Below are 22,795 nucleotides of genomic sequence, written 5' to 3'. Positions count from 1 at the left end.
TTGTTTGTAAAAAAAATGCATATAAATATTAGTTTAACCGCAAAGAACACAAAGTCTTTCGCAAAGAAAAAGAAGATTAAGTCGTTAAACATATAACCTTGTCTTTTTTCTCTAAGTTTTGCGTGTAAATCAAACCTGTTTCACTATCGCATTAATAAAAGCATTGTGTAAATTTTTGCTAAAAGGACTTTGCTTATCTTTCAACCTTTCGGGGTGCCATTGTACAAAAAGTAAGAAAGATTTTCCTTCGGGATGTAAACGTTCCATTGCTTCTGCAACGCCATCAATAGTTATGGCACTTACAACAAAATCTTTGGCTATTCTATCGGTACTTTGGTGGTGATTACTATTTACTAAACCTTTATCGGTATTCACAATCTGGCTTAACCAAGATGAAGGATTTACGATAACCTCATGGTATCTGTCGCTTTTATCAGGCATTTTAGCATGGTCAAATTTCCCCCACGTAGCGATATCAGGAATTAAGTTGCCGCCGAAAAATACATTGCCAACCTGCATGCCTCTGCAAATGCCCAAAACCGGAATTTGGTTTTCTTCTGTATAAGCTAAAACTTTAAATTCAAATTCGTCGCGTTGCTCATCAATATCATCTTCGTAGCAATAAGGATAATATTCAGGCTGATTATAATATCGCGGGTGAACATCTTCGCCTCCGGTTAATACAATGCCATCGCATTTTTTTATATCATCAAAGTTATTAAGTTTATAGCCAAGCTGAATAACTTCAACGCGTTCATCATAACTTAAAGCCCAATCGCGATAGATTTCGAATTTACTGCAATCTGTAACACCTATAATAATTTTATCGGGCATAAAACTTATTTTAATAATAATAACAATGACCTATAATAAAGGTAATCTTACTAAATGACAATTAATCGTTTGTAAGCTCGCCACGTAACGATTTTTCCATTAGCCTTTTGCTTTCTTCAATTGGCAAACCTAAGCCCATTACAAACATTAGCTTGGTAACGGTAGCTTCAAAAGTTAAATCGAAGCCACTTAAAATCCCCATTTGCTGTAAATCTCTGCTGGTTTCGTAACGGCCCAATTGTACAGAGCCCTTTTTACATTGAGAGATGTCGATAATAATTTTTCCGCTATCAATAGCATGCTTCAAGCTATCTAAAAACCATTTTGCGGTTGTTGTATTGCCAGAACCAAAGGTTTCTAAAATAATGGCATCAACTTTCGATTCGGTTATAGCCTGCACGGCCTGAATGGTAATGCCAGGATAAAGCTTTAAAACCCCAATATTTGAATTAAAATTAGTTCGAAGATTTAAAGGCCCTTCTGGTGCTTTCAAAATGTAATTGGTGTGGAATTGCAGATGTACCCCTGCTTCTGCTAAGAGTGAATAATTTGGAGAACGGAATGCCTCAAATTTCTCAATATTATATTTTATGGAGCGGTTTCCTCTGAAAAGTTGTGCATCAAAATAAATGCAAACTTCGGGCACCAGTGCTTTACCATCTTCTTTTGTTGCTGCAATTTCTAAAGCGGTTATTAAATTTTCTTTTGCATCGGTACGGATTTGCCCAATTGGAAGTTGAGAACCGGTTAAAACCACGGGTTTACCCAAATTTTCTAACATGAAACTTAAAGCCGAGGCCGTAAAAGCCATCGTATCAGAACCATGGAGAATTACAAAACCATCGTAATTATCGTAATTGCTGTAAACAAGTTCTGCAAGTGTTTTCCAGATTTCTGGGTCCATGTTGGATGAATCCAAAACCGGATCAAATGAGTGTACATCTAATTGATAATTTAAACGATTAAGTTCCGGAACGTTATTTTTAATCTGTTCAAAATCGAATGGAATTAACATTCCGTTAACCGGATCATTCACCATACCAATGGTTCCACCGGTATAGATTATCAAAATTTTTGTCATTTGGTTTGTATTGGTTGCTCCCCGCAAAAGAACGCAAAAGATTTGTATTTCGCAGATTAGTTTTGAATCAATTGATAAATAAAGGCTGCTGTACTAATCAACTGTATACTGTTCAAAATACAGGCTTTCTCCATAATAATATCCCATTCGAAAGGGCAGGGGAATGGTTTCTTCTTTCTATTGCTAGAGTTCTACACACCAAAAATTTTTTTAGAATTTTCTGTGGTGATACTTGCTATTTCCGCTACAGATACATTGTAAATATCTGCGAGTTTCTGCGCCACATATATTAAATAACTGCTTTCGTTCGGTTTGCCTCTAAACGGAACCGGAGCCAGGTAAGGTGAATCGGTTTCGAGCACTAATTTATCTAAAGGAATATTTGCCAAAACCACATCTAAACCCGCTTTTTTATACGTTACCACACCGCCAATTCCCAAGTAAAAATTTAGATTAATCGCTTGCTTAGCTTGCTCCTCACTTCCAGTAAAGCAATGGAAAATCCCTCTCAATTTGTCATCTTTTTCGGCTTCTAAAACTTCAAAAACCTCATCAAAAGCTTCTCTACAATGTATTACAATTGGTAAACCTAAGTTTTTTGCCCAATTAATTTGTTTGCGAAAGGCGTCTTGCTGAATACTTAGAGTGGTCTTGTCCCAATATAAATCTATACCGATTTCGCCAATTGCATAAATTTTTCTGCCCTCAATGCTATTGTAAATCTCTGTAAGCTGCGCTTCGTAATCATCCTTCACATCGCAGGGGTGCAGGCCTGCCATTGCAAAACAATTTTCAGGGTATTTTTTCACCAAATCATCAATCATTTTAATCGAAGCCACATCTACATTTGGCAAAAACAATCGGTTAACATTGTTCTCAAAGCAACGCTCCATTAACTGGGCTTGTTTTTCAGTGTCTTGTTCGTAATATAAATGGGTATGTGTATCGGTAAAAATCATACGGCAAAGGTAATGATTTAACGAATGGGCTAGCTTTTTGAATGGTGTTATTTTTTAGAAAATGAGTGCTTCGGCGCTTTTGGCGGCTTGCAGCCCTGCTTTCCGTTGCTCCTGATGAAAAATCGGGATTCACTGCAATCAGGTTTAAGAACAGCGGTTTTTGCAAGAATAGCAGATTCTCAATACAAAATTTGCTATAGTTTTTTGTTGATACTTATTGCCGTTGGTTTCAACCAACGGTTAAAAGAATGCCGCAAATCAACCCCAAACCTTCTTTAAACAAGAAGGGAAGTTTCCATCAAAGGTATAACCGTTGGATGTCAGTCTGAGCTTGTCGAAGACCTGTGCAATATTTGAAACAACAAAGCGTCCTTCGACAGGCTCAGGATGACAACTCACTATATTTGCATTACGTCAACTTACATTTTTCTTAACCCCGACATACGCGGAAATACTTTTGTCCTTTTAACTTACAAAGTCTTCGCTCGAAGATGCTTGTTAGACTTTGTAAGTTTTGCAAAAGATTGCCTGCCTGCGGTAGGCATGAAGCATTGGCGGGACAGGTTTTGCCAGAAACGAATAACTGTTGCGCTTCAAAAAAACAAAGCTCAAAAATTTAAATCCTGCTAATCTGTTAACGCAAGAAGTCTGTATTTGAAGATATTTATTAGACTACGTAAGTTTTGCAAAAAATAAAAGCCTCAGAATCATAAATCCTGAGGCTTAAAAAATATTTTGTTTTACTTATTGTGCCGGAGCAGCTTGTGGTTGTGCAGCAACTGGTGCACCAGCCACGCCTTTTTTAATGCCTTTAATTTCGATATCAAAAACTAATGGCGTAAATGGGTTGATTGGACCACCACCATTTTCACCATAACCTAATTTAGAAGGAATGATGATTTTGATTTTACCACCAACACCAATTAATTGAACACCTTCTACGAAACCTGGTGCCAATTGGTTTAATACCAACGGACGAGCAGTATATTGTGCCATTGGAGAATGGATTCCAGCTTCTTTTGCAATTTTTTCGTTTGATGTATCGAAAACGTTTATTTTACCATCACCTTTTTTGTTAGTGAATTGACCGGTATAATCAACAATAGCTGTATCTGTTAAGCCAGCTCTTTCAGCATTACCTGGTTTTTCGATGATGTATTTTAAACCTGATGCTGTAGTTTTAACATCTAATTTATTCTCATCAATGTATTTTTTGATTTTAGCATCTTCGTTAGTTTTATTTTTCTCGATTAATGCTTTGTATTCCGTTTCAAAAAAGTCTCTTTTCTTTTTCTCGAAAGTAGAATCTGCTTCGTTAGCCGCTTTATGTAAAACCTTTTCTATTTTAACTGTAAAAGTTGCATAGTTTGATTTTAATCCAGCTGGTTTTGGTTGGCCAGAATATTTAGCCATCGAATCTAAGTTTAATTTGAAAGATGCGCTATCGCCTTCGCCTAACATTTTTAAAGCCGAAACTAAATCGCCTTTAAACATAGATTTGTTTATCGGGAAAAATGCCGGACGCTCGTTATCGTAAGTGTTTACTAAAGTAGAATCTGCATTTGTACTACTTTCAACGGTTTGAATACCATTTAATTTAACAAAATCGCCTTCTTTGATTTTCTCTTTGCCTTCATCTTTTAAGATTTTGTATTGCAAATCGCCTTCGCCTTTTTTGTAATTGTTACATGCAGCTAAACCCATTGTTGCTGCAATTAGAATAATAATTCCTTTTTTCATTATTTTATTGAATTGTTTTTGGTCATGAAATTAGCTTTGTAATTTCATTATTATTTATATTTCTGTTTTTAATTTAAGCGATTAACTGACTTTTATATTCTGGTAAAATTGATTTAAATTCATCAATAACCTCAGCCAGTGATTTATCTGATGCGCCTCCGGCAGCATTTCTATGCCCGCCACCGTTAAAGTATTTTTTACATATTTCGTTTGCAGGAAAATCGCCGGTAGAACGTAAAGATAGTTTTACTTTATCTGTTCTTTCTACTATTAATGCTGCCAAACGGATTCCGTTGATGGATAATGCATAATTTACCACACCTTCTGTATCGCCTGTTGTACTATGATATTGTGCAAGTTCTTCTTTCGTAACGGTAATAATTGCCGTGTTAAATTCGTGAAAAACCTCCAGTTTGTTTGATAGGCAGTAACCTAAAAATCTTAAACGGTCTTCGCTAGCATTATCATATACCAATTGGTGTATTTTATAATGTTCGGCACCCAAATCAATTAAATTAGCACCAATGCGGTAAACATTTGAAGTGGCTAAAGGAAAGCGGAACGATGCAGAATCTGTCATTATACCCGTGTATAAACAGGTTGCAACATCTTTATTAATGCCCTCGCTATCGTTAAGCTGGTTTGCAATAAAATCATAAACCAATTGTGCTGCTGCACAGGCGTTAATATCCCAATGGCGATAATCATCAAAATCTTCAGGCTCAAGGTGATGGTCAATCATCACTTTTTTAGCTTCCGAAGCTCTAACTAATTCGCCAAGTTCATTTATTCTGCTTAAGGTGTTAAAATCAAGGCAGAAAATTAAAGCAGCTTCTTCAACCAGTTTTGCTGCCTTTTCACGGTCATCTGTAAAAATTAAAACTTCTGCATTATTAGGCATCCAATGTAAAAACGTTGGGTAATCTGTAGGAGTAATCACTGTTACATGATGTCCTTTTTGAATAAGATAGCCATATAAACCTAGCGATGAGCCCATTGCATCACCATCAGGTTTATGATGTGTAGTGATAACAATTTTCTTTGGCGAAGCCAGAATGGATTTTAATTCTGTTAATGTAAGCATAATTTTTGCGCTGCAAAGCTAATTAAATTTAGTATTAGTTAAGCTGTTATTTAACGGTTTATTGCTTATTGTTTGTTACATCATCAGAAATTTTAAGAACATTGAGCAAACTGATTTGATAAATTGTTTGTTTATTTGCCGAAAGAGATGGTAATAAGGCTTTTTCTTTCGTCAATAATAACGTACTTTTGCACAAAATTGATAACAAAGCACAATGAGCACTAACAGAACTTTTACAATGATTAAGCCAGATGCAGTTGCAAATGGCCATATCGGATCTATTTTAAACGACATTACAAATGCTGGTTTTAAAATCATTGCATTAAAATATACTAAATTAACTGATGAAACTGCTGGTCAGTTTTATGCTGTGCATGCAGAGCGTCCTTTTTATAAGGATTTAGTAAGCTTCATGTCTTCAGGTCCTATTGTTGCCGCTATTTTAGAGAAGGATAACGCAATTGAAGATTTCAGAAAATTAATCGGTGCTACTAACCCGGCAGAAGCTGCAGAAGGTACTATCCGCCAGAAATATGCTAAATCAATTGATGCTAATGCAGTTCACGGTTCAGATTCTGACGAGAATGCAGAAATTGAAGGTAACTTCTTCTTCAAAGCAGACGAGCGTTTCTAAGCAGATTACTTTAAGATAAAACATAAAAACCCCGAAATTTTTCGGGGTTTTTATGTTTTTAAGTTTTGTATCTTTCGCCGTTCAAACATTATTAAATAGATGAGTCTATCATGATTTGCACAAAACACTTCAGGAGCTCATGATTACTGAGTGATAAGAACTAATGGAACCGAACAATCATAGATGATTGACTAAACATGCTAGTTTCATCACCTTCAAAAAACAAATTATATACAGATGAAAAAAATTTTCTTAACGGTACTTATATCAGGTATCGCTATTACATCATTTGCGCAAACTAAAAAACCAGTAGCTAAAAAACCGGCTACGGCAACTAAAACTAACGCAAGTGCAAAACCATCGGTTGGTATGGTATCTTTAAAATCATCATTGGATTCTACAAGTTATGCTTTCGGTACATCAATCGGTGCCAGTTTAAAAACAACGGGTTTATCTACCTTAAATTACGATGTTTTACTAAAAGGTTTAAAAGATGCTTTTACGGATGGTAAAGTTATTTTAGATCAGCAACAAGCGCAACAAGCAATCTCAAATGCTTTAAATAATGCCAACAAAGGAAAGTTTGCCGGTAAAATATCAGAAGGAAAAGCTTTTTTAGAACAAAATAAAAAACGTACTGGTGTGCAAACAACCGCGAGCGGTTTGCAATACGAAGTTTTAAGAGCTGGAAACGGTATAAAACCTTCGGCAACTGATTCTGTGTTGGTAAACTATAAAGGAACTCTTTTAGATGGAAAACAATTCGACAGTTCTTATGATAGAGGCGAGCCAATTACCTTTACTTTAAACCAGGTAATTAAAGGCTGGACTGAAGGTTTACAGTTAATGCCGGCAGGTTCAAAGTTTAAATTCTTTGTTCCATATAACTTAGCTTATGGTGAACGTGGTTATGGCCCTGATATACCACCATACAGCACCTTAATTTTCGAAATAGAATTATTAAAAATTAACGGTAAATAGGCTTTAAATAAAACATTCTTTCTTGTTTTATGTTAAATAAATCAAATTAACATTGACATGAAAAGAACATTGCCTTTAGTACTCATTGCATTTTTATGCACCACCTTAGCTAGTTGCGAATTGGCTCAAGGTGTATTCAAAGCCGGCGTTTGGTCGGGAATTATTATTGTTGTAATTGTCGTTGCGCTTATTATCTGGATTCTTTCGAAAGTTTTTGGTGGTAGGGGATAAGGCAATAAAAAATACGGTGCAAGGTTAGTAGCCTTGCATCTTTTTTTTACAAAAAAACCATCTCTGTAATAACCTGGTTGCCTGCATGGGCATTTAGTTTTTGAATAATTCCATCTCTAACTAAAACCAATTCATTTTTTATCACAGATGATTCTATCCTGATGAATAATTTTTTATCGTGGATGTAAATTTGTTTAGTTCTGTTTGCTATGGCTGTTCCCATAATCTCCGGCCATATGGCAAGAATAGAAGTTTCATCAAATTTACGGCGTAAACGATATACGTCAAGCATTTTGCTTACCGCATCTTTCATGGTTATATCATTCGGTTTACGCATTTTTAATCTGTCCGTTATCTACTTCAAACAAAGTTACATCAACTTCTATCTTTTTAAAAATAGATTTTACTCTTTCTATCCCGGTATCGGTAATAAAAATTTGCCCGAAATCCTGATGTGAAACCATTTGCATTAATTTCTGCACACGGTTGTCATCAAGTTTATCAAAAATATCATCTAATAAAAGTAAGGGCCTAAAGCCTTTTTTTTCTGCCAGATAAGCATACTGTGCAAGCTTTAATGCTATTAAAAATGATTTTTGCTGACCTTGAGAACCAAATTTTTTGAGCGGCATTTCATGTATGCTAAACACTAATTCATCCTTATGTATGCCGGTCGTTGTTCTCTCTAAAACCCTGTCTTTTTCAACAGATTTTTTCAATAAATCTTCAAAAGGTATTTCCTTTAATTGAGATTGATAATTTAAATCAACCAATTCATTATTATCCGTTAGGTAAATATAGTATTGATTAAAAAGCGGAATAAAACCATCCATAAATGCTTTACGCGTGGCGAAGATTTTATTTCCGGCCAAAACCAATTGCTCATCCATAATTTCGAGCAAAGTTGGGTCGTAGCGCTTTGTTAAGGCAATTTGTTTAAGCATCGCATTGCGATTTGCCAAAATTCTATTATACGCAATCAGTTGGTCGAGGTAATGTGAGTCTGTTTGCGAGATAACGTTATCAATAAATTTCCGGCGCTCTTCGCTGCCTTCCATAATCAGGTTTACATCATAAGGCGAAACCATTACCACCGGAAATAAGCCAATATGATCTGCAAGTTTATCGTATTCTTTTTTATTTCTTTTAAACTGCTTTTTCTGACTTCTTTTTACGCCACAGCTAATTTTTTCATTTCTTTCTTTTCGGTCAAAGTCGCCCTGAATCATAAAAATATCAGCTCCAGTTTTAATCTGTTGTCCATCAATTGGATTAAAATAGCTTTTACACAAACAGAGGTAGTGGATAGCATCGAGCATATTTGTTTTGCCAGAGCCATTATTGCCGGTAAACACGTTAACCGTTTCAGAAAAACTGATTCCGGCATCGCTGTAATTTTTAAAATTAAGAAGGGTAATGTTCTTTAACCACATAAATATGGCGCAATTTACCTAATTTTTAACCTGTAAATGTTAATATTAAAAATAAAGCTTACATTCATCCGAAGGAAATTATTATGATAGCTACAAAAATGTTAGAAGGAAATGTTCTCTGGTCATACGATTACGAACTAAATGATAAAAAAAGGTTTGGTTGGTTAAAAAAAATCGTTGGATTGTTTTCCTTTATAAAGCCAATGCACACACATGAGGGTAACATTTTATTAGCGTCAAATGGCCTTTTTATTTCTGGTGATGAACGTTTAGAGCTTCAGCTCTCTCAAATCGAAGAAATTTATATGGGGTTCGATGATGTGTTTCCAGCATCAGCAGTAAAAAATTTCGGGGCATTTTGGCAACCTATTCGCATCAAATCTTACCTGAGCTATTCAGAAAGCCAAACCATTTATCTGGTTATTAATTACAATGGCATTTCTACTGATAATAAAACCTGGTTTAATACATTAATAGCGATGCTACAACGATAAAAATCTAATATCCACAAATTCAGGGTACCTAAATAACTACAGTTTAATCAAATACTTATAAATAAAGGTTGTTACTTTGATTGAAAAACGTATTTTTGCAATCTTAAATTTTTTAAACAAACATGTCTACAACAGATAATCAGACAACTCAACCTATTAGAAAGGGTTCTTTTTTACAGGAAAACAATAAAAGCTTGCTATTTATAGCTGGCGCTGTAGTGGTTTTAATCGGTGTGTATTTTTGGTACCAAAACGTTTACTTAAAAGATCGTGCTGAAGAAGCTGCAAGTAAAATGTTTAAAGCAGAGCAATTAATCGGTGTTGATTCTTTATCAAACAGAGCGATTAAAGGCGAAGGCGGTTATCCTGGTTTAGAACAAGTTGCTAAAGATTACGATAATACAAAATCAGCTAACTTAGCTAACTTATATTTAGGCGGTATTTATTTGCGCAAAGGCGAATACAAACAAGCTATTGATGCATTGAGTAAATATAGCGCTACTGGTAGTCCGGTTGCAGATCCACTTGCTTTAGGTTTATTAGGTGATGCTTACAGCGAACTAAAAGACTACAAACAAGCTTCTACTTATTATAAAAAAGCTGCAGATAAAGCAAGTAAATTTACTTCACCAATGTTTTTAAAGAAATTAGGTTTGGTAAACGAAAACTTAAAAGATTTTAAAGCTGCTGCCGAAGCTTACAATAAAATTAAAACACAATATCCTGAAAGTCAGGAAGCTCAATTGATTGATGCATACATTGCCAGAGCTGAAGAGCAGGTTAAATAGACATCAAAAAAATATTTTGAAAAGATCATCGGAAGATGGTCTTTTTTTTTGCTTTAACATTTGGTCTATCCAATCGCATTAAAGTAAAACTTGTGCAATTATGACGGACATCACTTTGGTTATAATTAAATAGCATTATTTTTGTTTCATCAGAATTGATGCGCTTTATAATTGGCTCGTACATTCAAACACTAATTTTTTAGTGTAATTGCAGAAAAACATGAAGATAGAACAGATTTACACAGGTTGTTTAGCAGAAGCCGCATATTATATTGAGAGTAATGGTGAGGCGGCAATAATTGATCCTTTGAGAGAAGTTTCAACATATTTAAAGAAGGCTGAAAAAGCTGGCGCAACCATCAAATATATCTTTGAAACTCATTTTCATGCAGATTTTGTTTCTGGTCACGTAGATTTAGCAGAGAAATCTGGTGCGGAGATTATTTATGGCCCTACGGCAAAAACCGAATTTAAATCACACATTGCCAAAGATGGCGAGCAGTTTAAAATTGGCGATATAACGATTACAGCCTTACACACGCCCGGGCATACACTCGAATCTACAACTTATCTCTTAACTGATGAGAAGGGAAAAGACCATTGTATTTTTACTGGTGATACACTTTTTATAGGTGATGTTGGTCGCCCGGATTTAGCACAAAAAGGTAATTTAACGATGGAAGATTTGGCAGGCATGCTTTACGATTCCTTAAATGATAAAATTAAGCCGTTGGCGGATGATGTAATCGTTTATCCGGCTCATGGTGCAGGTTCTGCCTGTGGTAAAAGCATGAGTAAAGAAACTTTTGATAGTTTAGGTCATCAAAAGGAAGTAAATTATGCTTTGAAGGCACAAACGAAAGATCAGTTTATACAAGAAGTTACAGATGGTATTATGCCGCCACCACAATACTTCGCTAAAAATGCTGCCATAAATAAAGGTTCTGTAGAAAGTATTGATGATGTTTTTGAAAAAGGTCTTAATCCTTTAACGCCGCAGGCTTTTGAAGATTTGGCAAATCAAACCGGCGCTTTAATTTTAGATACCCGCGACCCGCAGGTTTTTGCAAAAGGATTTATTCCGAATTCGATAAATATTGGTTTGAACGGACAGTTTGCGCCTTGGGTTGGTGCCTTAATTACCGATTTACAACAACCAATTTTATTGGTTACCGATGAAGGAAAAGAAGAAGAAACGATTACCCGTTTAACCCGTGTAGGTTACGATAATACAATAGGTTACCTTGAAAATGGATTTGAAAACTGGGTTTCTACCGATAAGGAAATAGATAACATTGAAACGATTTCTGCTGATGCTTTTGAAGAAGCTGTAAATCAAAAAGAAATTACAGCTTTAGATGTACGTAAGCCGGGTGAATATGAATCAGAACATTTGGAGTTTACATTAAGCAGGCCATTAGATTTTATTGATGATTGGATGGGCGAAATTGATTCAAAATCTACTTATTATATCCATTGTGCTGGTGGTTACCGTTCTATGATTGCCGCGTCAATTTTAAAATCTCGTGGTGTAGAAAATGTAATTGATGTTGCCGGAGGTTATGGTGCGATTAAGAATACCGGGTTAAAAAGAACAGATTTTGCTTGCCCAAGTAAGGCAATGAAAGTTTGATTAATTTGAACCATCTAAGACACCTAAGAAAATCTAAGTCTAAAAGTCTTATTTGGTCAATAATATTAGGGCAATGAAAGTTTAATGCTATCGCCATTGCGAGGCACGAAGCAATCTCACTAGTCGATAAAACTTAAATGAAGAACCAATCTCTTTACGATATCATCATCATTGGTGCCGGACCAATCGGTATGGCTTGCGCAATTGAAGCGCAAAAAGCAAATTTATCTTATCTGATTGTAGAGAAAGGTGCATTGGTGAATAGCTTGTTCAACTACCCGGTTTTTATGACATTCTTTTCCACCTCTCAAAAACTGGAAATTGGTGGTGTTCCTTTTGTAACAATAAGCCCTAAGCCAAATAGAAATGAAGCGGTAGAGTATTACCGTCGCGTAGCCGAAAAATTCAACCTGAACATAAATTTATTTGAAAGAGTAAATCAGGTTAAAAAAGAGGCTGATGGCATTTTTACAATCAATACTTCAAAAACAAGTCACACGGCTAAAAATGTAGTTGTTGCAACCGGGTTTTACGATGTTCCATTGCTTTTAAATGTTCCCGGGGAGGATTTACCAAAAGTTACACATTATTATAAAGACCCGCATTTGTATGCATTTCAGAATGTAGTTGTTGTTGGAGCAAATAATTCTGGCGTTGATGCAGCACTTGAAACTTACCGAAAAGGCGCAAAAGTAACGGTTATTATTAGAGGTAATGAACTTGGTCCGCATGTAAAATATTGGGTTCGCCCTGATATCGAGAACAGAATTAAAGAAGGGGAAATAACAGCGATTTTTAATTCAGAATTACTCGAGATTAGAGAAGGAGAAGTTGATATTAAAACTTCAGAAGGCATTAAGACCATTCCAAATGATTTTGTTATCGCCATGACGGGTTATCAGCCTGATTTTTCAATGTTAAGAAAATTTGGAATCGATTTACCTGAAAGTTTATGCCCGGCTTACAATGAACAAACGATGGAAACCAATGTTAAAGGGCTTTATTTAGCTGGAGTAGTTTGCGGAGGTTTGGACACGCACAAACTATTTATCGAAAATTCTCGTATTCATGCGGAGATGATTGTCAAGAATATTGTAAGGTAGGTTTACCTTTTTCGTCATTGCGAGGCACGAAGCAATCTCGTATAATGATGTTCTGTCAAGAATAGATTGCTTTATGCCTAGCAATGACGATTTTTTCAATGTCACTGCACTTTCAAAACATCCTTTGTAAAATCATCAATTGCTGCTTCTACTGCAGGTAAATCTTTTGAAGTTAAATAACTTCCTAATACATGATTGCCAGCGTTTGGAATAGCTACTTTACGTTTAAGTGAAGCTGCTGTTCCAAGTTCATCAAACATTTTTAGCATTGCATCTACTCGAACGACTGGATCTTGTTCCAAATCATTTTTGTAATAATAAACCATTAAAACAGGCTGTTTTACCTTTTCGAAAACCTTTTTAAGCATGGTTGTTTCTACAAACTCTTGCAATTCTACCAAAGATTCTATTCTATAGTTGGTGTACCAATATTTTTTATATTCTGCCGTTCTTCCATCAACTACACGCTCATCGCTGCCTAAAACACGCCTTGCAATTTGTAAACCCCATGGGTCGTTTAGCATCCAGGCGTTTCTGTCATTAATGGCAACATTTGGCGAAAGCAAAATCAGGCTGTTAATTTCAGGGTAGGTTGCTGCAAGTTTTAATGCTGCAGTACCGCCAGTTGAGGTGCCAATTAATATTACTTTTTTACCTAATTTATTACCAATGGCGAGTGCTTCTTTGCTGGTGTTCCATAAACCTTCTGCTGTAAAATGTTGTAATGGTGCAATAGTATCAATTCCATGGTCGGCTAACCGAGATAGGTAAAGGTTTGCTTTTAATTTTTTAGCCAGGTTTAAATGCACCGGATTTCCTTCTGTTTTGGATGCTGAAAAACCGTGCAAATATACAATCGCATATTCAGTTTGATTATGACTGCTATCTGCCCAGATAATTTCTGCTTGGTTACCTGGCTTTATTTTGTGTTTGCCTTCGCCGGTAGCTACATAATTTTCAAGCTCGTTTAGTTCCGGAACTTTTATGGGGCTTGCTGAATATATAGGTTTTTTAGGCTTTGGTCCTGCGAAATATGCCACAACCAAAATTGCTGATAAGCTTAACAAAATTTTATAGCGCTTTTTCATTCAGATGATATTTGCTTTTTAAAATTTAGATTTAACTACAGCTGCGGTAACCATTAACTGCCCAACGTGGCGCATGGTATGTTCTGCAGCATGAAATAGCAAACCAATAACGGTTGATGGCAAACTTGCTCTTCCAATTCCACGATAATCGCCTAAAGTTTTTTCGTCTGTATCCTTTAACTGTTTCAAAGCCAAATCAACTTGATTATTAAATCTGGTAACTAAATCATTTACTTTATAGCCTACGGCTGAATCTTTGCCTTCTTCATACAATTGTTCAAATTGAAAATCGGTTAGCTTTTCTGCTCTTGCATAAGTAAAAACCCTATCAAGCACGCCACTTAAATGTTGAAGATGAAAACCTACGGAAGCCATGTTTGCTGGTCGCTGCCATAGTAATTCTGTCGGAAATTGATGCATATACTCATTAATTTCTTCTCTGGCTTGCAGCAATGCATGTGCTATTGGCTGCAATACGGTTATATATTCTGGTGATGGACCTCTTTGCCAAACTTCGAGCTGTTGCGACATTTTATTAAATTAGTATCTATTTAAAGGTAAAATATTTAATGAATATGTTAAGCAGCTACTTGGTTTTTATGGCATCTTTATGAGGAAACTTTGTGCCTAAACCTGACAATAGCGGCAGCCCCGAGTTTTTTTTACGAGGGCTACAGCGAATGGCAGGGCTGATGTTTACGAAGAATTACCGGAACATTCATTTTCAATAAGCCTTTTAAATTTAAGCTAATATTTAATTTTAAATCTTTAAAGATGTTCTATTTATACAATTTTGCTATTTTTGCGTTCCCGATAAGGTTTTAATACTTGTTGGAACATTTTAATAAATAAAATTGATATGAGTAGAGCAATAATAAAAACCGAAAAAGGTGATATGACTGTTGAGTTCTTTGAAAAAGATGCTCCGAAAGCAGTAGAAAACTTTAAGAAATTAGCAAAAGAAGGTTTTTACGATGGAGTAACTTTTCACCGTGTAATTCCTAATTTTATGGTACAAACAGGTTGCCCAAATTCTAAAGATGGTGCAACAGGAATGCCTGGTACAGGTGGCCCGGGTTATAAAATTGACTGTGAATTAGATGGTGAAAACCAATATCACGACCGTGGTGTATTATCTATGGCGCATGCAGGTAGAAATACAGGTGGTTCGCAATTTTTTATCTGCCATAGCAGAGCAAATACTGCACACCTAGACCGTAACCACACGGTGTTTGGTAAAGCTGTTGAAAATGTTGATCTTGTTGATGATATCCGTCAGGGTGATAAAATTTTAACTGTAGAAATAATTGAAGATTAAATCGCGTTATGCGTTTGGCGATAAGCGATTACCGCAAAACCCCAACCGCTAAGCGCTAAACAAATATATTATGAACTTAAGAGGAATAGTTGCCGTTTCGGGCAGACCAGGTTTGTACAAATTAGTTGGACAAAATAAAGTTGGTTATATTTTAGAAAGCCTTGATGAACAAAAATTAAAGGTTGTTGCAAATATTACAAATACAAAACTTGCTTCGCTTGAAGATATTACCGTTTACGGTGAAGAACAAGAAATTAAGCTTGTAGATGTTTTTGCCAAAATCAGCGAAAAAGGAACAACGCCGGATACAAAATCGGATACGAAAGTGTTACGTGCGTATTTTAACGAGGTTGCGCCAGGACATGATGAAGAAAAGGTTTATGCTTCAGACATGAAGAAAATCATCGGTTGGTATAACTTATTAAAAGATATGCCTTTATTTACTGAAGACGCTCCAGAAACGCCAGGTACGCCAGCGGAGGTAAAACTATCGGAAGAAAAGGCTGCTGCAGATAAAAAACAAAAGGCTACAGGTGCAAAAGCTTCGAATGCGAAAGCAACAACTAAAACATCTGCTCCGGCTAAAAAAGCTAACATGACAAGTAAAAAAGGAGTGTAATCTGCTTATACTTATCTTTTTTAAACACAGAAGCCATTGCAATTTGCAATGGCTTCTGTGTTTAAAAGATTTTTAGAAAAAGTACCATAAAATAGCAACTACCACTGCAGAGATAGCCAGACTAATCCATAAAACTTTATCGCTTCCTGATTGCCTGCTTTTAAATTTATATTGTCTTTTATATTTATCCAGTAACATAATCTCTTTTATTTAAATGATGTGTTTATTGTTGTGATTCCACAAGCTAAGGTTAATTTTTTTAATTATTAAGCATGATGATAAGGCTCTCCTTTTAAAATGCTAAATCCCCTGTAAAGTTGCTCAACAAAGAATAAACGAATCATTTGATGAGAAAAAGTCATATCGGATAAGGAGATTAATCCATTTGCTCTTTTGTAAATACTATCATCAAAACCATAAGGTCCGCCGATTATAAATATTAAATGCTGAACGCTTCCAACCATCTGTTTATTTAAATATGCGGAAAACTGTACAGAAGAATACTTTTTACCCGTTTCATCCAACAAAATAACAACATCGCCATTGCTAATTTGTTTGTGTAGCAGTTCTGCCTCCTTTGTTTTTTGTTGTGCTTCTGAAAGATTTTTTACATTCTTAACATCGGGTATGGCAACAAAATTAAAGTTAATGTAGTGCTTTAAACGATTGATGTATTTATCAATGCCTTCGATTAAATATTTATCTTCAGTTTTGCCAATTGCTAAAAGCGTAATCTTCATTTAATAATTTTCTATCTTTAGAATTTTTGGAGATTCAAATATAATGTTAAAAACGCAAGCACAGATAATTTTTGGTTACAGCCAGCATATAGAACAGGTTACCGCTACGATAGAAAACACAAAAAAGCGGATAGAAAACTTTTCGTATTTAAGAATTGCTTTATTTTTTGTTGAGGTTGCACTATTCGTTTTGCTGTTAAACTCTGCTGATGATATTGGGCGAACAATAATTCAAATTGGATTGGTAATACCGATTGTGGTTTTTGCTTTTGTTGTAAAAAAACAAAGCAAGCTGGATAATGAAATTTCTTATCAGAAACAACTGCTATGGGTGTATCAGAATGAGTGGAATCTGTTAAACGGCATAAAAAATGGTTATGATGACGGCGCCGAATACGAATCAGAAATTCATCCTTACACTTCTGATTTAGATATTTTTGGAAAAGCATCTTTATACGCATTAATCAACAGGTGTTATACCAAAAAGGGGAAGGCGCTGCTGGCGAAAAATCTTAAAGAAAGTGTACAAGCATCTTTTATTATATCCAGGCAAGAAGCTGTAAAGGAGGTTTTAACTTGTATTGATGATACCTTTGATTTTAGGGCAAATCTGCATGGTTTCGATGCCGAAAAAATTGAGCGTATAAAAGCACAACTCGACAAGGAACTGGCAGCGCAACTCGAATTTATCAGAAATGGAGCATTAAAGATCTACGTAAAAATAGCTCCTTTTATATCCTTCGGGATACTTGCTGCTGCAATATTTTTTGGTGGAATTTTTTGGAATTTGTTAACGGTTTATTTATTGGCGAACATTGCTTTTGTCGTTTCAAAAGGCTCGAAAATAAACAAGGTGTATTATAGTTTTAGCGGTGGTTCAAATCTTTTAAATGGTTATGCAAAAGCCATAAGCTGGACAGAAAAACATAGTTGGAACACTGTTTACATTCAATCTTTATTTGCTAGTGATAAACCAGTAAGCGAAGAAATTAAGAAGCTTTCGAAAATTATTCAGGAATTTGATGCAAGGCTGAATATTGTAGTGAGCACAGCGCTTAATGCTTTTTTGCTGTGGGATTTAAAATGTTGTATTAAACTTAATGAGTGGCATCAAAATTCATCAAAAGATGTTGTGGCTGCATTAAACCAATTAGGTGATTTTGAAGAGCTGATAGCTCTGGCAACCCTTGCATACAATCAACCTGAATGGGTTTTCCCTAAAATAAAAAATGATTTTACTTTACAAGCTGAAGAAATCGGACATCCGCTGATTCCTGAAAACATCAGGGTACGTAATAATTTTAATATAGAAAACATTCCTACCGTTGATGTTGTAACTGGCTCGAACATGGCTGGAAAAAGTACATTTTTAAGAACAGTAGGTATTAATGCAGTATTAGCTTATACGGGTGCGCCAGTGTGTGCCAAAGAAATGAACCTTTCGGTTTTTAAGTTGAATACTTTTATGCGAATTAAAGATTCGTTAAATGAAAGTACATCAACTTTTAAGGCCGAGTTAAATCGTTTGAAAATGATTTTGGATAATGTATCAAAATCAAGAGATACTTTTGTTTTAATTGATGAGATGTTGCGTGGAACCAATAGTCGCGATAAATATTTAGGCTCAAAGGTTTTTATTGAAAAGTTGATTGCCGAAGAAACACCGGCATTATTTGCCACTCATGATTTGCAACTGGCTGATATGATAAACGAACATCCAAAAACATTAAGAAATTTCCACTTCGACATTCAAATACAAGACGGCGAGATGAAATTTGATTATAAATTAAAGCAAGGGCCATGCTCTACTTTTAATGCAGCAATTTTACTAAAAGAAATAGGCTTGAGTTTGGAATAATTACCGCAATAGCATTACTGAACCCGAATATTTTACGTTTTCATTTTTTAGCGTAGTGCCAAGAATCAGATAATAATAAATTCCAACAGGCAAATCATTGCCTTTAAAAACGCCTTTCCAATTGTCGTAAATGTTCTCGCTTAAAAAAACAACGCTCCCGTATCTGTTAAATATCTGAAGTTTATATCGCTTCAGGTTGGTTATCCCAACTATGAATTCATCATTAATTCCATCGCCATTTGGGGTAAAAGAATTTGGCGTAAAAATCGAGCTCTCTTTTTTCACTAATAAATCGCCTAAAATAATACTGTTAAAGCAACCATTTTTAGAGAAAGCAGTAAGCTTTATTTTAAACAATCCATCGGTTTTAAATGTATGTAAAGGATTGGTTTCTGTTGATGTAAAGCCATCGCCAAATTCCCATTCATAAAAATCTGCATCTGTAGATTTATTAACAAAATTTATTGGTGCAGGAACAGAATATTTGCCATTAAAACCGGGTTCAGTATAAAAATTGGCAATAGGTATTTTTGCAATAGGTGGAATAACAATACTCGCAATAGTCGGAATACAACTGCCTGATGTAAGCGAAACGCTATATGTACCTGCCTGATTTAAATTTGTAATGGGTATTTCAATAGCATTTGTAGTGGCTTTAAAATTATCAGGGCCAGTCCATTCGTAAACAATGCCGGTTAAGGTAGGAACAGATAGTTTTATAACATCGCCTATGCAAAACGATGGTTGATTAATGGCTATTACCGGTATTTCAGGTTTTACCTCAACCGTTAAATCAATACTTTTAGTTGCTATACAGCCGTTCGGCGTTTCTATTGTTAAAGTTATCGTTCTTAAACCAGGCGTTAGGTAGGTTATGATTTTTCCATCATTTAGGGTGTTTGTATTGCTCCCAACTCCATTCCCGAAATCCCAACTTACTTTAGTATAATTTTTTGAAGCATTTACGAGTGTAAAACTCTGGTTTGCTTCGCATTTATTATTGGTAACGATAGAAAAATCTGCCTCAGGTTTTAAATCTACTGATAAAATTTCTAAACTATTTTCCGGACTAACGCAGTCGCCCACTTGTATAAATAGTTTGTATGTTCCTATCACTTCAGGCCCTGTTACCGGTATAGTTGGGTTTCTGTCTGGAGATGAAAAGTTATTAGGGCCAGACCAATGGTACGTTGCTAACTTTACAGCCGGGGTAGAAAGCTGAAGCACTTCGCCCTGGCATAGATTTACACTTGAAGCTGTTGCTAATGGTTTATCAGGCGTTTTAGCTACGATGAAGCTTTGGGTTGTTATCACATTACAACCGTTAGAGCCCATAGCTTCTAACACAACAACCTTTTCACCAGGTGTGCTGTAACTTATTTTAAAAGGACCTTTTTCTGTAGAGGATGTCATACTTGCGCCTTCGCCAAACGACCATTTTAAGGAAGTATAATTTTCAGACTTACTTTCAAAAACATATGCTTGAGCATCAGTGCAAGGACTTAATTTTTCGAATAGTATTTCTGAAGTAGGGCCAGCGAAATCTGCCGTGCCATCAAATTCTATAGTAAATCCATTATTCCCGCTCGAGAAATTATCGATTAAAAGTGCATAAGTATTGCCTTCAACTAAATCAACATATTTAACAAAACCATTTTGGGATGTATTTGGGCAACCAGAGCTTTCTGTTAAGTCCGTTTCCGTCATGCTTAACCCGGTTTTATAGTAACTAGGCGTACAAGTTACGCCACTCCCCGCGGCACATCGAATAGCATTAAGTAAATTAATTTTGCTGCAATCGCCATCAACGCCCAAATCATAAAAAACCCAGTCAATATCATTCGTAGTTACAGATGGTGTGATTACAAAAGTTAAAGTTCCAGCTTTTGAAGCTTTAAATAAATACCAGGAAGAATTGGATTCTCTACCTAAACAAGTTCCTTCAGATTCTGTGTTATTTTTGCCGGCACCTGTAACATTTAATTGAGTAAACGATTCTTTTGAACATAATATTGATGCCGATATACAATCCTGCCCTGCTTTTATCGGTGGAAAATAATTATCTACACATAATTTAAATGTCCCGGTATTATCATTTACAGCGCTCACTCTGATGTAATATTCCTGCCCAATTGTTAATGAACCTTTGTAAAGAGAGGTAACATTGTTTGAGCTAAAACTCGTTCCTATCATTTCAGATATTGAGGTGCTATTGGCTTCAAATGTATAAAGCGCTACAAGTGGAGCTACCATGGTATTGGTACTTGCGGCATTAACTTTACCCGTAACGGATATGTTTACATCGTATTTTGATGCTGTAAATTTAAACCAAACGTCTTTACCTGTGGCAAACCAACCCATAGGCTTTGCATAAGTGGTGGTTTGGGTGGCTTCTAAATTATTATATGTTGCATCGTCTGTGCAAAACGCTGATGTATTCGTAATTTTTATAGCATCTGCAATTTCATCATTTGCAGGTGGTGCAAGTTTTGCCCATGTTTGATATGAACAAAGCAACATAAATAAAGAGAGAAGTAGAAAGCGCATAAAGTAAATCTATAAAAAAAACCTTTTAGGTAATTAAGATAGTTAATGATTTATTAATATTAAACTTTCATCTTTATAGAAGCGATTTAGAAATGATAAGAGCTTCTGATTTTGGTAACGACTTTTTATGGGGCGTGGCAACTGCTGCTGCACAAATAGAAGGTACATCTGATATGTATGGCAAAGGTGCTTCGATTTGGGATACCTTTTCTGCAAAGAATGGTAAAATTAAAAATGGACATAAAATAAATGTAACCTGCGATTTTTACCACCGTTTTAGAGAAGACATTGCACTTGTTAAAATTTTAGGCTTCAAAGTTTTTAGGTTCTCCATCGCGTGGTCCAGAATTTTGCCTTTAGGCAGGGGAGATATAAATCAGGAAGGCATTAGGTTTTATCATAATGTAATTGATGAATGTTTGGAAAACGACATAATACCATACATTACTTTATACCATTGGGATTTACCGCAAGCGCTGGAAGACGAAGGCGGCTGGACCAGCTTTAGCATTAATGCTGCCTTTAATACTTTTATAAGTATTTGCGCAGTTGAATATGGCGATAAAGTTAAAAACTGGCTGGTTATAAACGAGCCATTCGGTTTTACATCACTTGGCTATATGTTGGGTATACATGCGCCAGGTAAAACTGGTCTGGGCAATTTCTTTTCTGCCGTTCATCATACAGCTTTGGCGCAAGCCGATGGTGGTAAAATACTACGAGCTGAGGTAAATAAAGCCCATATTGGTACCACATTTTCTTGCTCAGAAATTTTACCATTTACGCAAAGCGATAACGACAATCTGGCTGCCAATAGAATAGACTCTTTAATGAACAGATTATTTCTTGAGCCCATTTTGGGTTTGGGCTTTCCGACTGCAAATTGGGATGTTTTAGAGAAGTTTCAAATTGAATATGGAACCTGGCGACATACAGACAGGTATAAATTCGACTTTGATTATATTGGCTTACAAAACTATTTTCCGTTAACGGTGAAATATAATGCTTTTATTCCGGTTATACAGGCATGGGAAGTTAAAGCCAAGAGCAGAAAAAAACCTCATACGGCAATGGGCTGGGAAATTAACGCTGACAGTTTTTATAATATTATTATGAAGTTTGCAGCTTACCCGGGTGTAAAAAATATAATGATTACCGAAAATGGTGCGGCGTACCATGATAAAATTATTGATGGCAAAGTTATCGATAATGAACGCATCGAATATTTTAAATTATACCTTAATGCTTTGCTAAAAGCTAAGAATGATGGTGCTCCAATTTCTGGTTATATGGCCTGGACCTTAATGGATAACTTTGAATGGGCTGAAGGTTTTAACGCAAGATTTGGCCTGATATATAATGATTTTAAAACGCAGGAACGAACGATTAAAGAATCTGGTTATTGGTGGCAGGAGTTTTTAAGATTGTAAAGGTGTCTTTTGATTGCTAAACCCGGTAGCAGCGGTAATACTTTTTGTTGCAGATTTTTAACAAGCTCGAACTGACATTCGCAAAAAGATTTTAGCGGATAACGGGAGTATCGGAACCTAAGCAGTACTGAAAATGCTTTTAAAATAAAAAATCCCATTTCGATTTTACTCAAAATGGGATTTAACTATTCTAAACTTAT

Annotated in this window: 22 protein-coding genes; 11 read left to right on the top strand and 11 right to left on the bottom strand. The window is 35.6% G+C overall.

What is annotated here, in order from left to right; genetic code table 11:
• Positions 1–129 precede the first annotated feature (129 nt).
• The 5 genes from LUA86_RS15250 to LUA86_RS15230 all read right to left on the bottom strand — a co-directional run bounded on the left by LUA86_RS15250 (position 130) and on the right by LUA86_RS15230 (position 5,698).
• Positions 130–834 carry a gamma-glutamyl-gamma-aminobutyrate hydrolase family protein gene (locus LUA86_RS15250; protein ID WP_231464249.1) on the bottom strand — a complete coding sequence of 235 codons (705 nt, stop codon included), beginning with the start codon at positions 832–834 and terminating at the stop codon, positions 130–132.
• 61 nt (positions 835–895) lie between these two features.
• Complete coding sequence (locus LUA86_RS15245) at positions 896–1,915, bottom strand: asparaginase (protein WP_231464247.1); 1,020 nt, start codon at positions 1,913–1,915, stop codon at positions 896–898.
• Between the two features lie 191 nt (positions 1,916–2,106).
• Complete coding sequence (locus tag LUA86_RS15240) at positions 2,107–2,874, bottom strand: TatD family hydrolase (protein WP_231464245.1); 768 nt, start codon at positions 2,872–2,874, stop codon at positions 2,107–2,109.
• Between the two features lie 744 nt (positions 2,875–3,618).
• A complete protein-coding gene (locus tag LUA86_RS15235) occupies positions 3,619–4,614 on the bottom strand; it encodes an FKBP-type peptidyl-prolyl cis-trans isomerase (RefSeq protein WP_231464244.1) in 996 nt (331 codons plus the stop codon).
• A gap of 73 nt (positions 4,615–4,687) precedes the next feature.
• Positions 4,688–5,698, bottom strand: a complete 1,011-nt coding sequence (locus tag LUA86_RS15230; RefSeq protein ID WP_231464242.1) for a bifunctional oligoribonuclease/PAP phosphatase NrnA — start codon at positions 5,696–5,698, stop codon at positions 4,688–4,690.
• Between the two features lie 214 nt (positions 5,699–5,912).
• Between LUA86_RS15230 and LUA86_RS15225 the strand changes: the two genes are divergently transcribed.
• The 3 genes from LUA86_RS15225 (at position 5,913) to LUA86_RS15215 (ending at position 7,544) form a co-directional block, all read left to right on the top strand.
• Positions 5,913–6,332 (top strand): nucleoside-diphosphate kinase, encoded by a 420-nt coding sequence (locus LUA86_RS15225; RefSeq protein WP_056088170.1) that lies wholly within the window; start codon positions 5,913–5,915, stop codon positions 6,330–6,332.
• A gap of 237 nt (positions 6,333–6,569) precedes the next feature.
• Positions 6,570–7,313 carry an FKBP-type peptidyl-prolyl cis-trans isomerase gene (locus tag LUA86_RS15220; RefSeq protein WP_231464240.1) on the top strand — a complete coding sequence of 248 codons (744 nt, stop codon included), beginning with the start codon at positions 6,570–6,572 and terminating at the stop codon, positions 7,311–7,313.
• Positions 7,314–7,370: 57 nt separating this feature from the next.
• Positions 7,371–7,544 carry a hypothetical protein gene (locus LUA86_RS15215; protein WP_231464238.1) on the top strand — a complete coding sequence of 58 codons (174 nt, stop codon included), beginning with the start codon at positions 7,371–7,373 and terminating at the stop codon, positions 7,542–7,544.
• Between the two features lie 46 nt (positions 7,545–7,590).
• Here the strand turns inward: LUA86_RS15215 and LUA86_RS15210 are convergent, their stop codons facing one another.
• Both LUA86_RS15210 and LUA86_RS15205 read right to left on the bottom strand, forming a co-directional pair.
• Positions 7,591–7,881, bottom strand: a complete 291-nt coding sequence (locus LUA86_RS15210) for a DUF721 domain-containing protein (RefSeq protein ID WP_231464236.1) — start codon at positions 7,879–7,881, stop codon at positions 7,591–7,593.
• On the bottom strand, positions 7,874–8,977 hold the full coding sequence (locus LUA86_RS15205; RefSeq protein ID WP_231464234.1) for a DNA replication/repair protein RecF: 1,104 nt from the start codon (positions 8,975–8,977) through the stop codon (positions 7,874–7,876). Before LUA86_RS15205 ends, LUA86_RS15210 begins: the two co-directional genes overlap by 8 nt.
• 83 nt (positions 8,978–9,060) lie before the next feature.
• Here LUA86_RS15205 and LUA86_RS15200 point away from each other — a divergent pair, with 83 nt between their 5' ends.
• From LUA86_RS15200 to LUA86_RS15185, 4 genes are all read left to right on the top strand, one after another.
• On the top strand, positions 9,061–9,471 hold the full coding sequence (locus LUA86_RS15200; RefSeq protein ID WP_231464232.1) for a hypothetical protein: 411 nt from the start codon (positions 9,061–9,063) through the stop codon (positions 9,469–9,471).
• A 122-nt stretch (positions 9,472–9,593) separates the two neighbouring features.
• Positions 9,594–10,259, top strand: a complete 666-nt coding sequence (locus LUA86_RS15195; RefSeq protein WP_231464230.1) for a tetratricopeptide repeat protein — start codon at positions 9,594–9,596, stop codon at positions 10,257–10,259.
• A gap of 220 nt (positions 10,260–10,479) precedes the next feature.
• Positions 10,480–11,892 carry a rhodanese-like domain-containing protein gene (locus LUA86_RS15190; RefSeq protein WP_231464229.1) on the top strand — a complete coding sequence of 471 codons (1,413 nt, stop codon included), beginning with the start codon at positions 10,480–10,482 and terminating at the stop codon, positions 11,890–11,892.
• Between the two features lie 137 nt (positions 11,893–12,029).
• Complete coding sequence (locus tag LUA86_RS15185; protein ID WP_231464227.1) at positions 12,030–12,995, top strand: YpdA family putative bacillithiol disulfide reductase; 966 nt, start codon at positions 12,030–12,032, stop codon at positions 12,993–12,995.
• A 101-nt stretch (positions 12,996–13,096) separates the two neighbouring features.
• Here LUA86_RS15185 and LUA86_RS15180 read toward each other — a convergent pair whose 3' ends face one another.
• Both LUA86_RS15180 and LUA86_RS15175 read right to left on the bottom strand, forming a co-directional pair.
• The gene (locus LUA86_RS15180) at positions 13,097–14,083 is read right to left on the bottom strand and encodes a carboxylesterase (RefSeq protein ID WP_231464226.1); all 987 of its coding nucleotides are present in this window, start codon (positions 14,081–14,083) and stop codon (positions 13,097–13,099) included.
• 18 nt (positions 14,084–14,101) lie between these two features.
• Positions 14,102–14,614, bottom strand: a complete 513-nt coding sequence (locus LUA86_RS15175) for a DinB family protein (protein WP_231464224.1) — start codon at positions 14,612–14,614, stop codon at positions 14,102–14,104.
• A gap of 328 nt (positions 14,615–14,942) precedes the next feature.
• On the opposite strand from LUA86_RS15175, the gene LUA86_RS15170 reads away from it, so the two are divergent.
• Positions 14,943–15,401: a peptidylprolyl isomerase gene (locus LUA86_RS15170; RefSeq protein WP_231464222.1), complete on the top strand. Its 459-nt coding sequence runs from the start codon at positions 14,943–14,945 to the stop codon at positions 15,399–15,401.
• A gap of 70 nt (positions 15,402–15,471) precedes the next feature.
• Entirely contained in the window at positions 15,472–16,020 is a 549-nt protein-coding gene (locus LUA86_RS15165; RefSeq protein WP_231464220.1) for a DUF5606 domain-containing protein, read from the top strand.
• Positions 16,021–16,286: 266 nt separating this feature from the next.
• On the opposite strand, the gene rlmH is transcribed toward LUA86_RS15165, so the two are convergent.
• Positions 16,287–16,760: a 23S rRNA (pseudouridine(1915)-N(3))-methyltransferase RlmH gene (gene rlmH / locus LUA86_RS15160; RefSeq protein ID WP_231464219.1), complete on the bottom strand. Its 474-nt coding sequence runs from the start codon at positions 16,758–16,760 to the stop codon at positions 16,287–16,289.
• A 43-nt stretch (positions 16,761–16,803) separates the two neighbouring features.
• On the opposite strand from rlmH, the gene LUA86_RS15155 reads away from it, so the two are divergent.
• Entirely contained in the window at positions 16,804–18,618 is a 1,815-nt protein-coding gene (locus tag LUA86_RS15155; RefSeq protein ID WP_231464217.1) for a DNA mismatch repair protein MutS, read from the top strand.
• Here the strand turns inward: LUA86_RS15155 and LUA86_RS15150 are convergent, their stop codons facing one another.
• The gene (locus LUA86_RS15150; protein WP_231464215.1) at positions 18,619–21,165 is read right to left on the bottom strand and encodes a PKD domain-containing protein; all 2,547 of its coding nucleotides are present in this window, start codon (positions 21,163–21,165) and stop codon (positions 18,619–18,621) included.
• A gap of 92 nt (positions 21,166–21,257) precedes the next feature.
• Between LUA86_RS15150 and LUA86_RS15145 the strand changes: the two genes are divergently transcribed.
• Positions 21,258–22,595, top strand: coding sequence for a GH1 family beta-glucosidase (locus LUA86_RS15145; RefSeq protein WP_231464213.1), 1,338 nt, complete (start codon positions 21,258–21,260; stop codon positions 22,593–22,595).
• The last annotated feature ends 200 nt before the right edge of the window (positions 22,596–22,795 follow it).

The sequence above is a fragment of the Pedobacter sp. Leaf132 genome (assembly GCF_920984695.1).
GTDB lineage: Bacteria > Bacteroidota > Bacteroidia > Sphingobacteriales > Sphingobacteriaceae > Pedobacter.
Note: the sequence above shows the minus strand (reverse complement) of the source record. Positions and strands in the feature narration are given on the sequence as shown.

What these genes read in the sequence shown, in the direction of transcription:
- LUA86_RS15250 (WP_231464249.1), bottom strand. Translation starts at nt 834, where the DNA reads ATGCCCGATAAAATTATTATAGGTGTTACAGATTGCAGTAAATTCGAA.
- LUA86_RS15245 (WP_231464247.1), bottom strand. Translation starts at nt 1,915, where the DNA reads ATGACAAAAATTTTGATAATCTATACCGGTGGAACCATTGGTATGGTG.
- LUA86_RS15240 (WP_231464245.1), bottom strand. Translation starts at nt 2,874, where the DNA reads ATGATTTTTACCGATACACATACCCATTTATATTACGAACAAGACACT.
- LUA86_RS15235 (WP_231464244.1), bottom strand. Translation starts at nt 4,614, where the DNA reads ATGAAAAAAGGAATTATTATTCTAATTGCAGCAACAATGGGTTTAGCT.
- LUA86_RS15230 (WP_231464242.1), bottom strand. Translation starts at nt 5,698, where the DNA reads ATGCTTACATTAACAGAATTAAAATCCATTCTGGCTTCGCCAAAGAAA.
- LUA86_RS15225 (WP_056088170.1), top strand. Translation starts at nt 5,913, where the DNA reads ATGAGCACTAACAGAACTTTTACAATGATTAAGCCAGATGCAGTTGCA.
- LUA86_RS15220 (WP_231464240.1), top strand. Translation starts at nt 6,570, where the DNA reads ATGAAAAAAATTTTCTTAACGGTACTTATATCAGGTATCGCTATTACA.
- LUA86_RS15215 (WP_231464238.1), top strand. Translation starts at nt 7,371, where the DNA reads ATGAAAAGAACATTGCCTTTAGTACTCATTGCATTTTTATGCACCACC.
- LUA86_RS15210 (WP_231464236.1), bottom strand. Translation starts at nt 7,881, where the DNA reads ATGCGTAAACCGAATGATATAACCATGAAAGATGCGGTAAGCAAAATG.
- LUA86_RS15205 (WP_231464234.1), bottom strand. Translation starts at nt 8,977, where the DNA reads ATGTGGTTAAAGAACATTACCCTTCTTAATTTTAAAAATTACAGCGAT.
- LUA86_RS15200 (WP_231464232.1), top strand. Translation starts at nt 9,061, where the DNA reads ATGATAGCTACAAAAATGTTAGAAGGAAATGTTCTCTGGTCATACGAT.
- LUA86_RS15195 (WP_231464230.1), top strand. Translation starts at nt 9,594, where the DNA reads ATGTCTACAACAGATAATCAGACAACTCAACCTATTAGAAAGGGTTCT.
- LUA86_RS15190 (WP_231464229.1), top strand. Translation starts at nt 10,480, where the DNA reads ATGAAGATAGAACAGATTTACACAGGTTGTTTAGCAGAAGCCGCATAT.
- LUA86_RS15185 (WP_231464227.1), top strand. Translation starts at nt 12,030, where the DNA reads ATGAAGAACCAATCTCTTTACGATATCATCATCATTGGTGCCGGACCA.
- LUA86_RS15180 (WP_231464226.1), bottom strand. Translation starts at nt 14,083, where the DNA reads ATGAAAAAGCGCTATAAAATTTTGTTAAGCTTATCAGCAATTTTGGTT.
- LUA86_RS15175 (WP_231464224.1), bottom strand. Translation starts at nt 14,614, where the DNA reads ATGTCGCAACAGCTCGAAGTTTGGCAAAGAGGTCCATCACCAGAATAT.
- LUA86_RS15170 (WP_231464222.1), top strand. Translation starts at nt 14,943, where the DNA reads ATGAGTAGAGCAATAATAAAAACCGAAAAAGGTGATATGACTGTTGAG.
- LUA86_RS15165 (WP_231464220.1), top strand. Translation starts at nt 15,472, where the DNA reads ATGAACTTAAGAGGAATAGTTGCCGTTTCGGGCAGACCAGGTTTGTAC.
- rlmH (WP_231464219.1), bottom strand. Translation starts at nt 16,760, where the DNA reads ATGAAGATTACGCTTTTAGCAATTGGCAAAACTGAAGATAAATATTTA.
- LUA86_RS15155 (WP_231464217.1), top strand. Translation starts at nt 16,804, where the DNA reads ATGTTAAAAACGCAAGCACAGATAATTTTTGGTTACAGCCAGCATATA.
- LUA86_RS15150 (WP_231464215.1), bottom strand. Translation starts at nt 21,165, where the DNA reads ATGCGCTTTCTACTTCTCTCTTTATTTATGTTGCTTTGTTCATATCAA.
- LUA86_RS15145 (WP_231464213.1), top strand. Translation starts at nt 21,258, where the DNA reads ATGATAAGAGCTTCTGATTTTGGTAACGACTTTTTATGGGGCGTGGCA.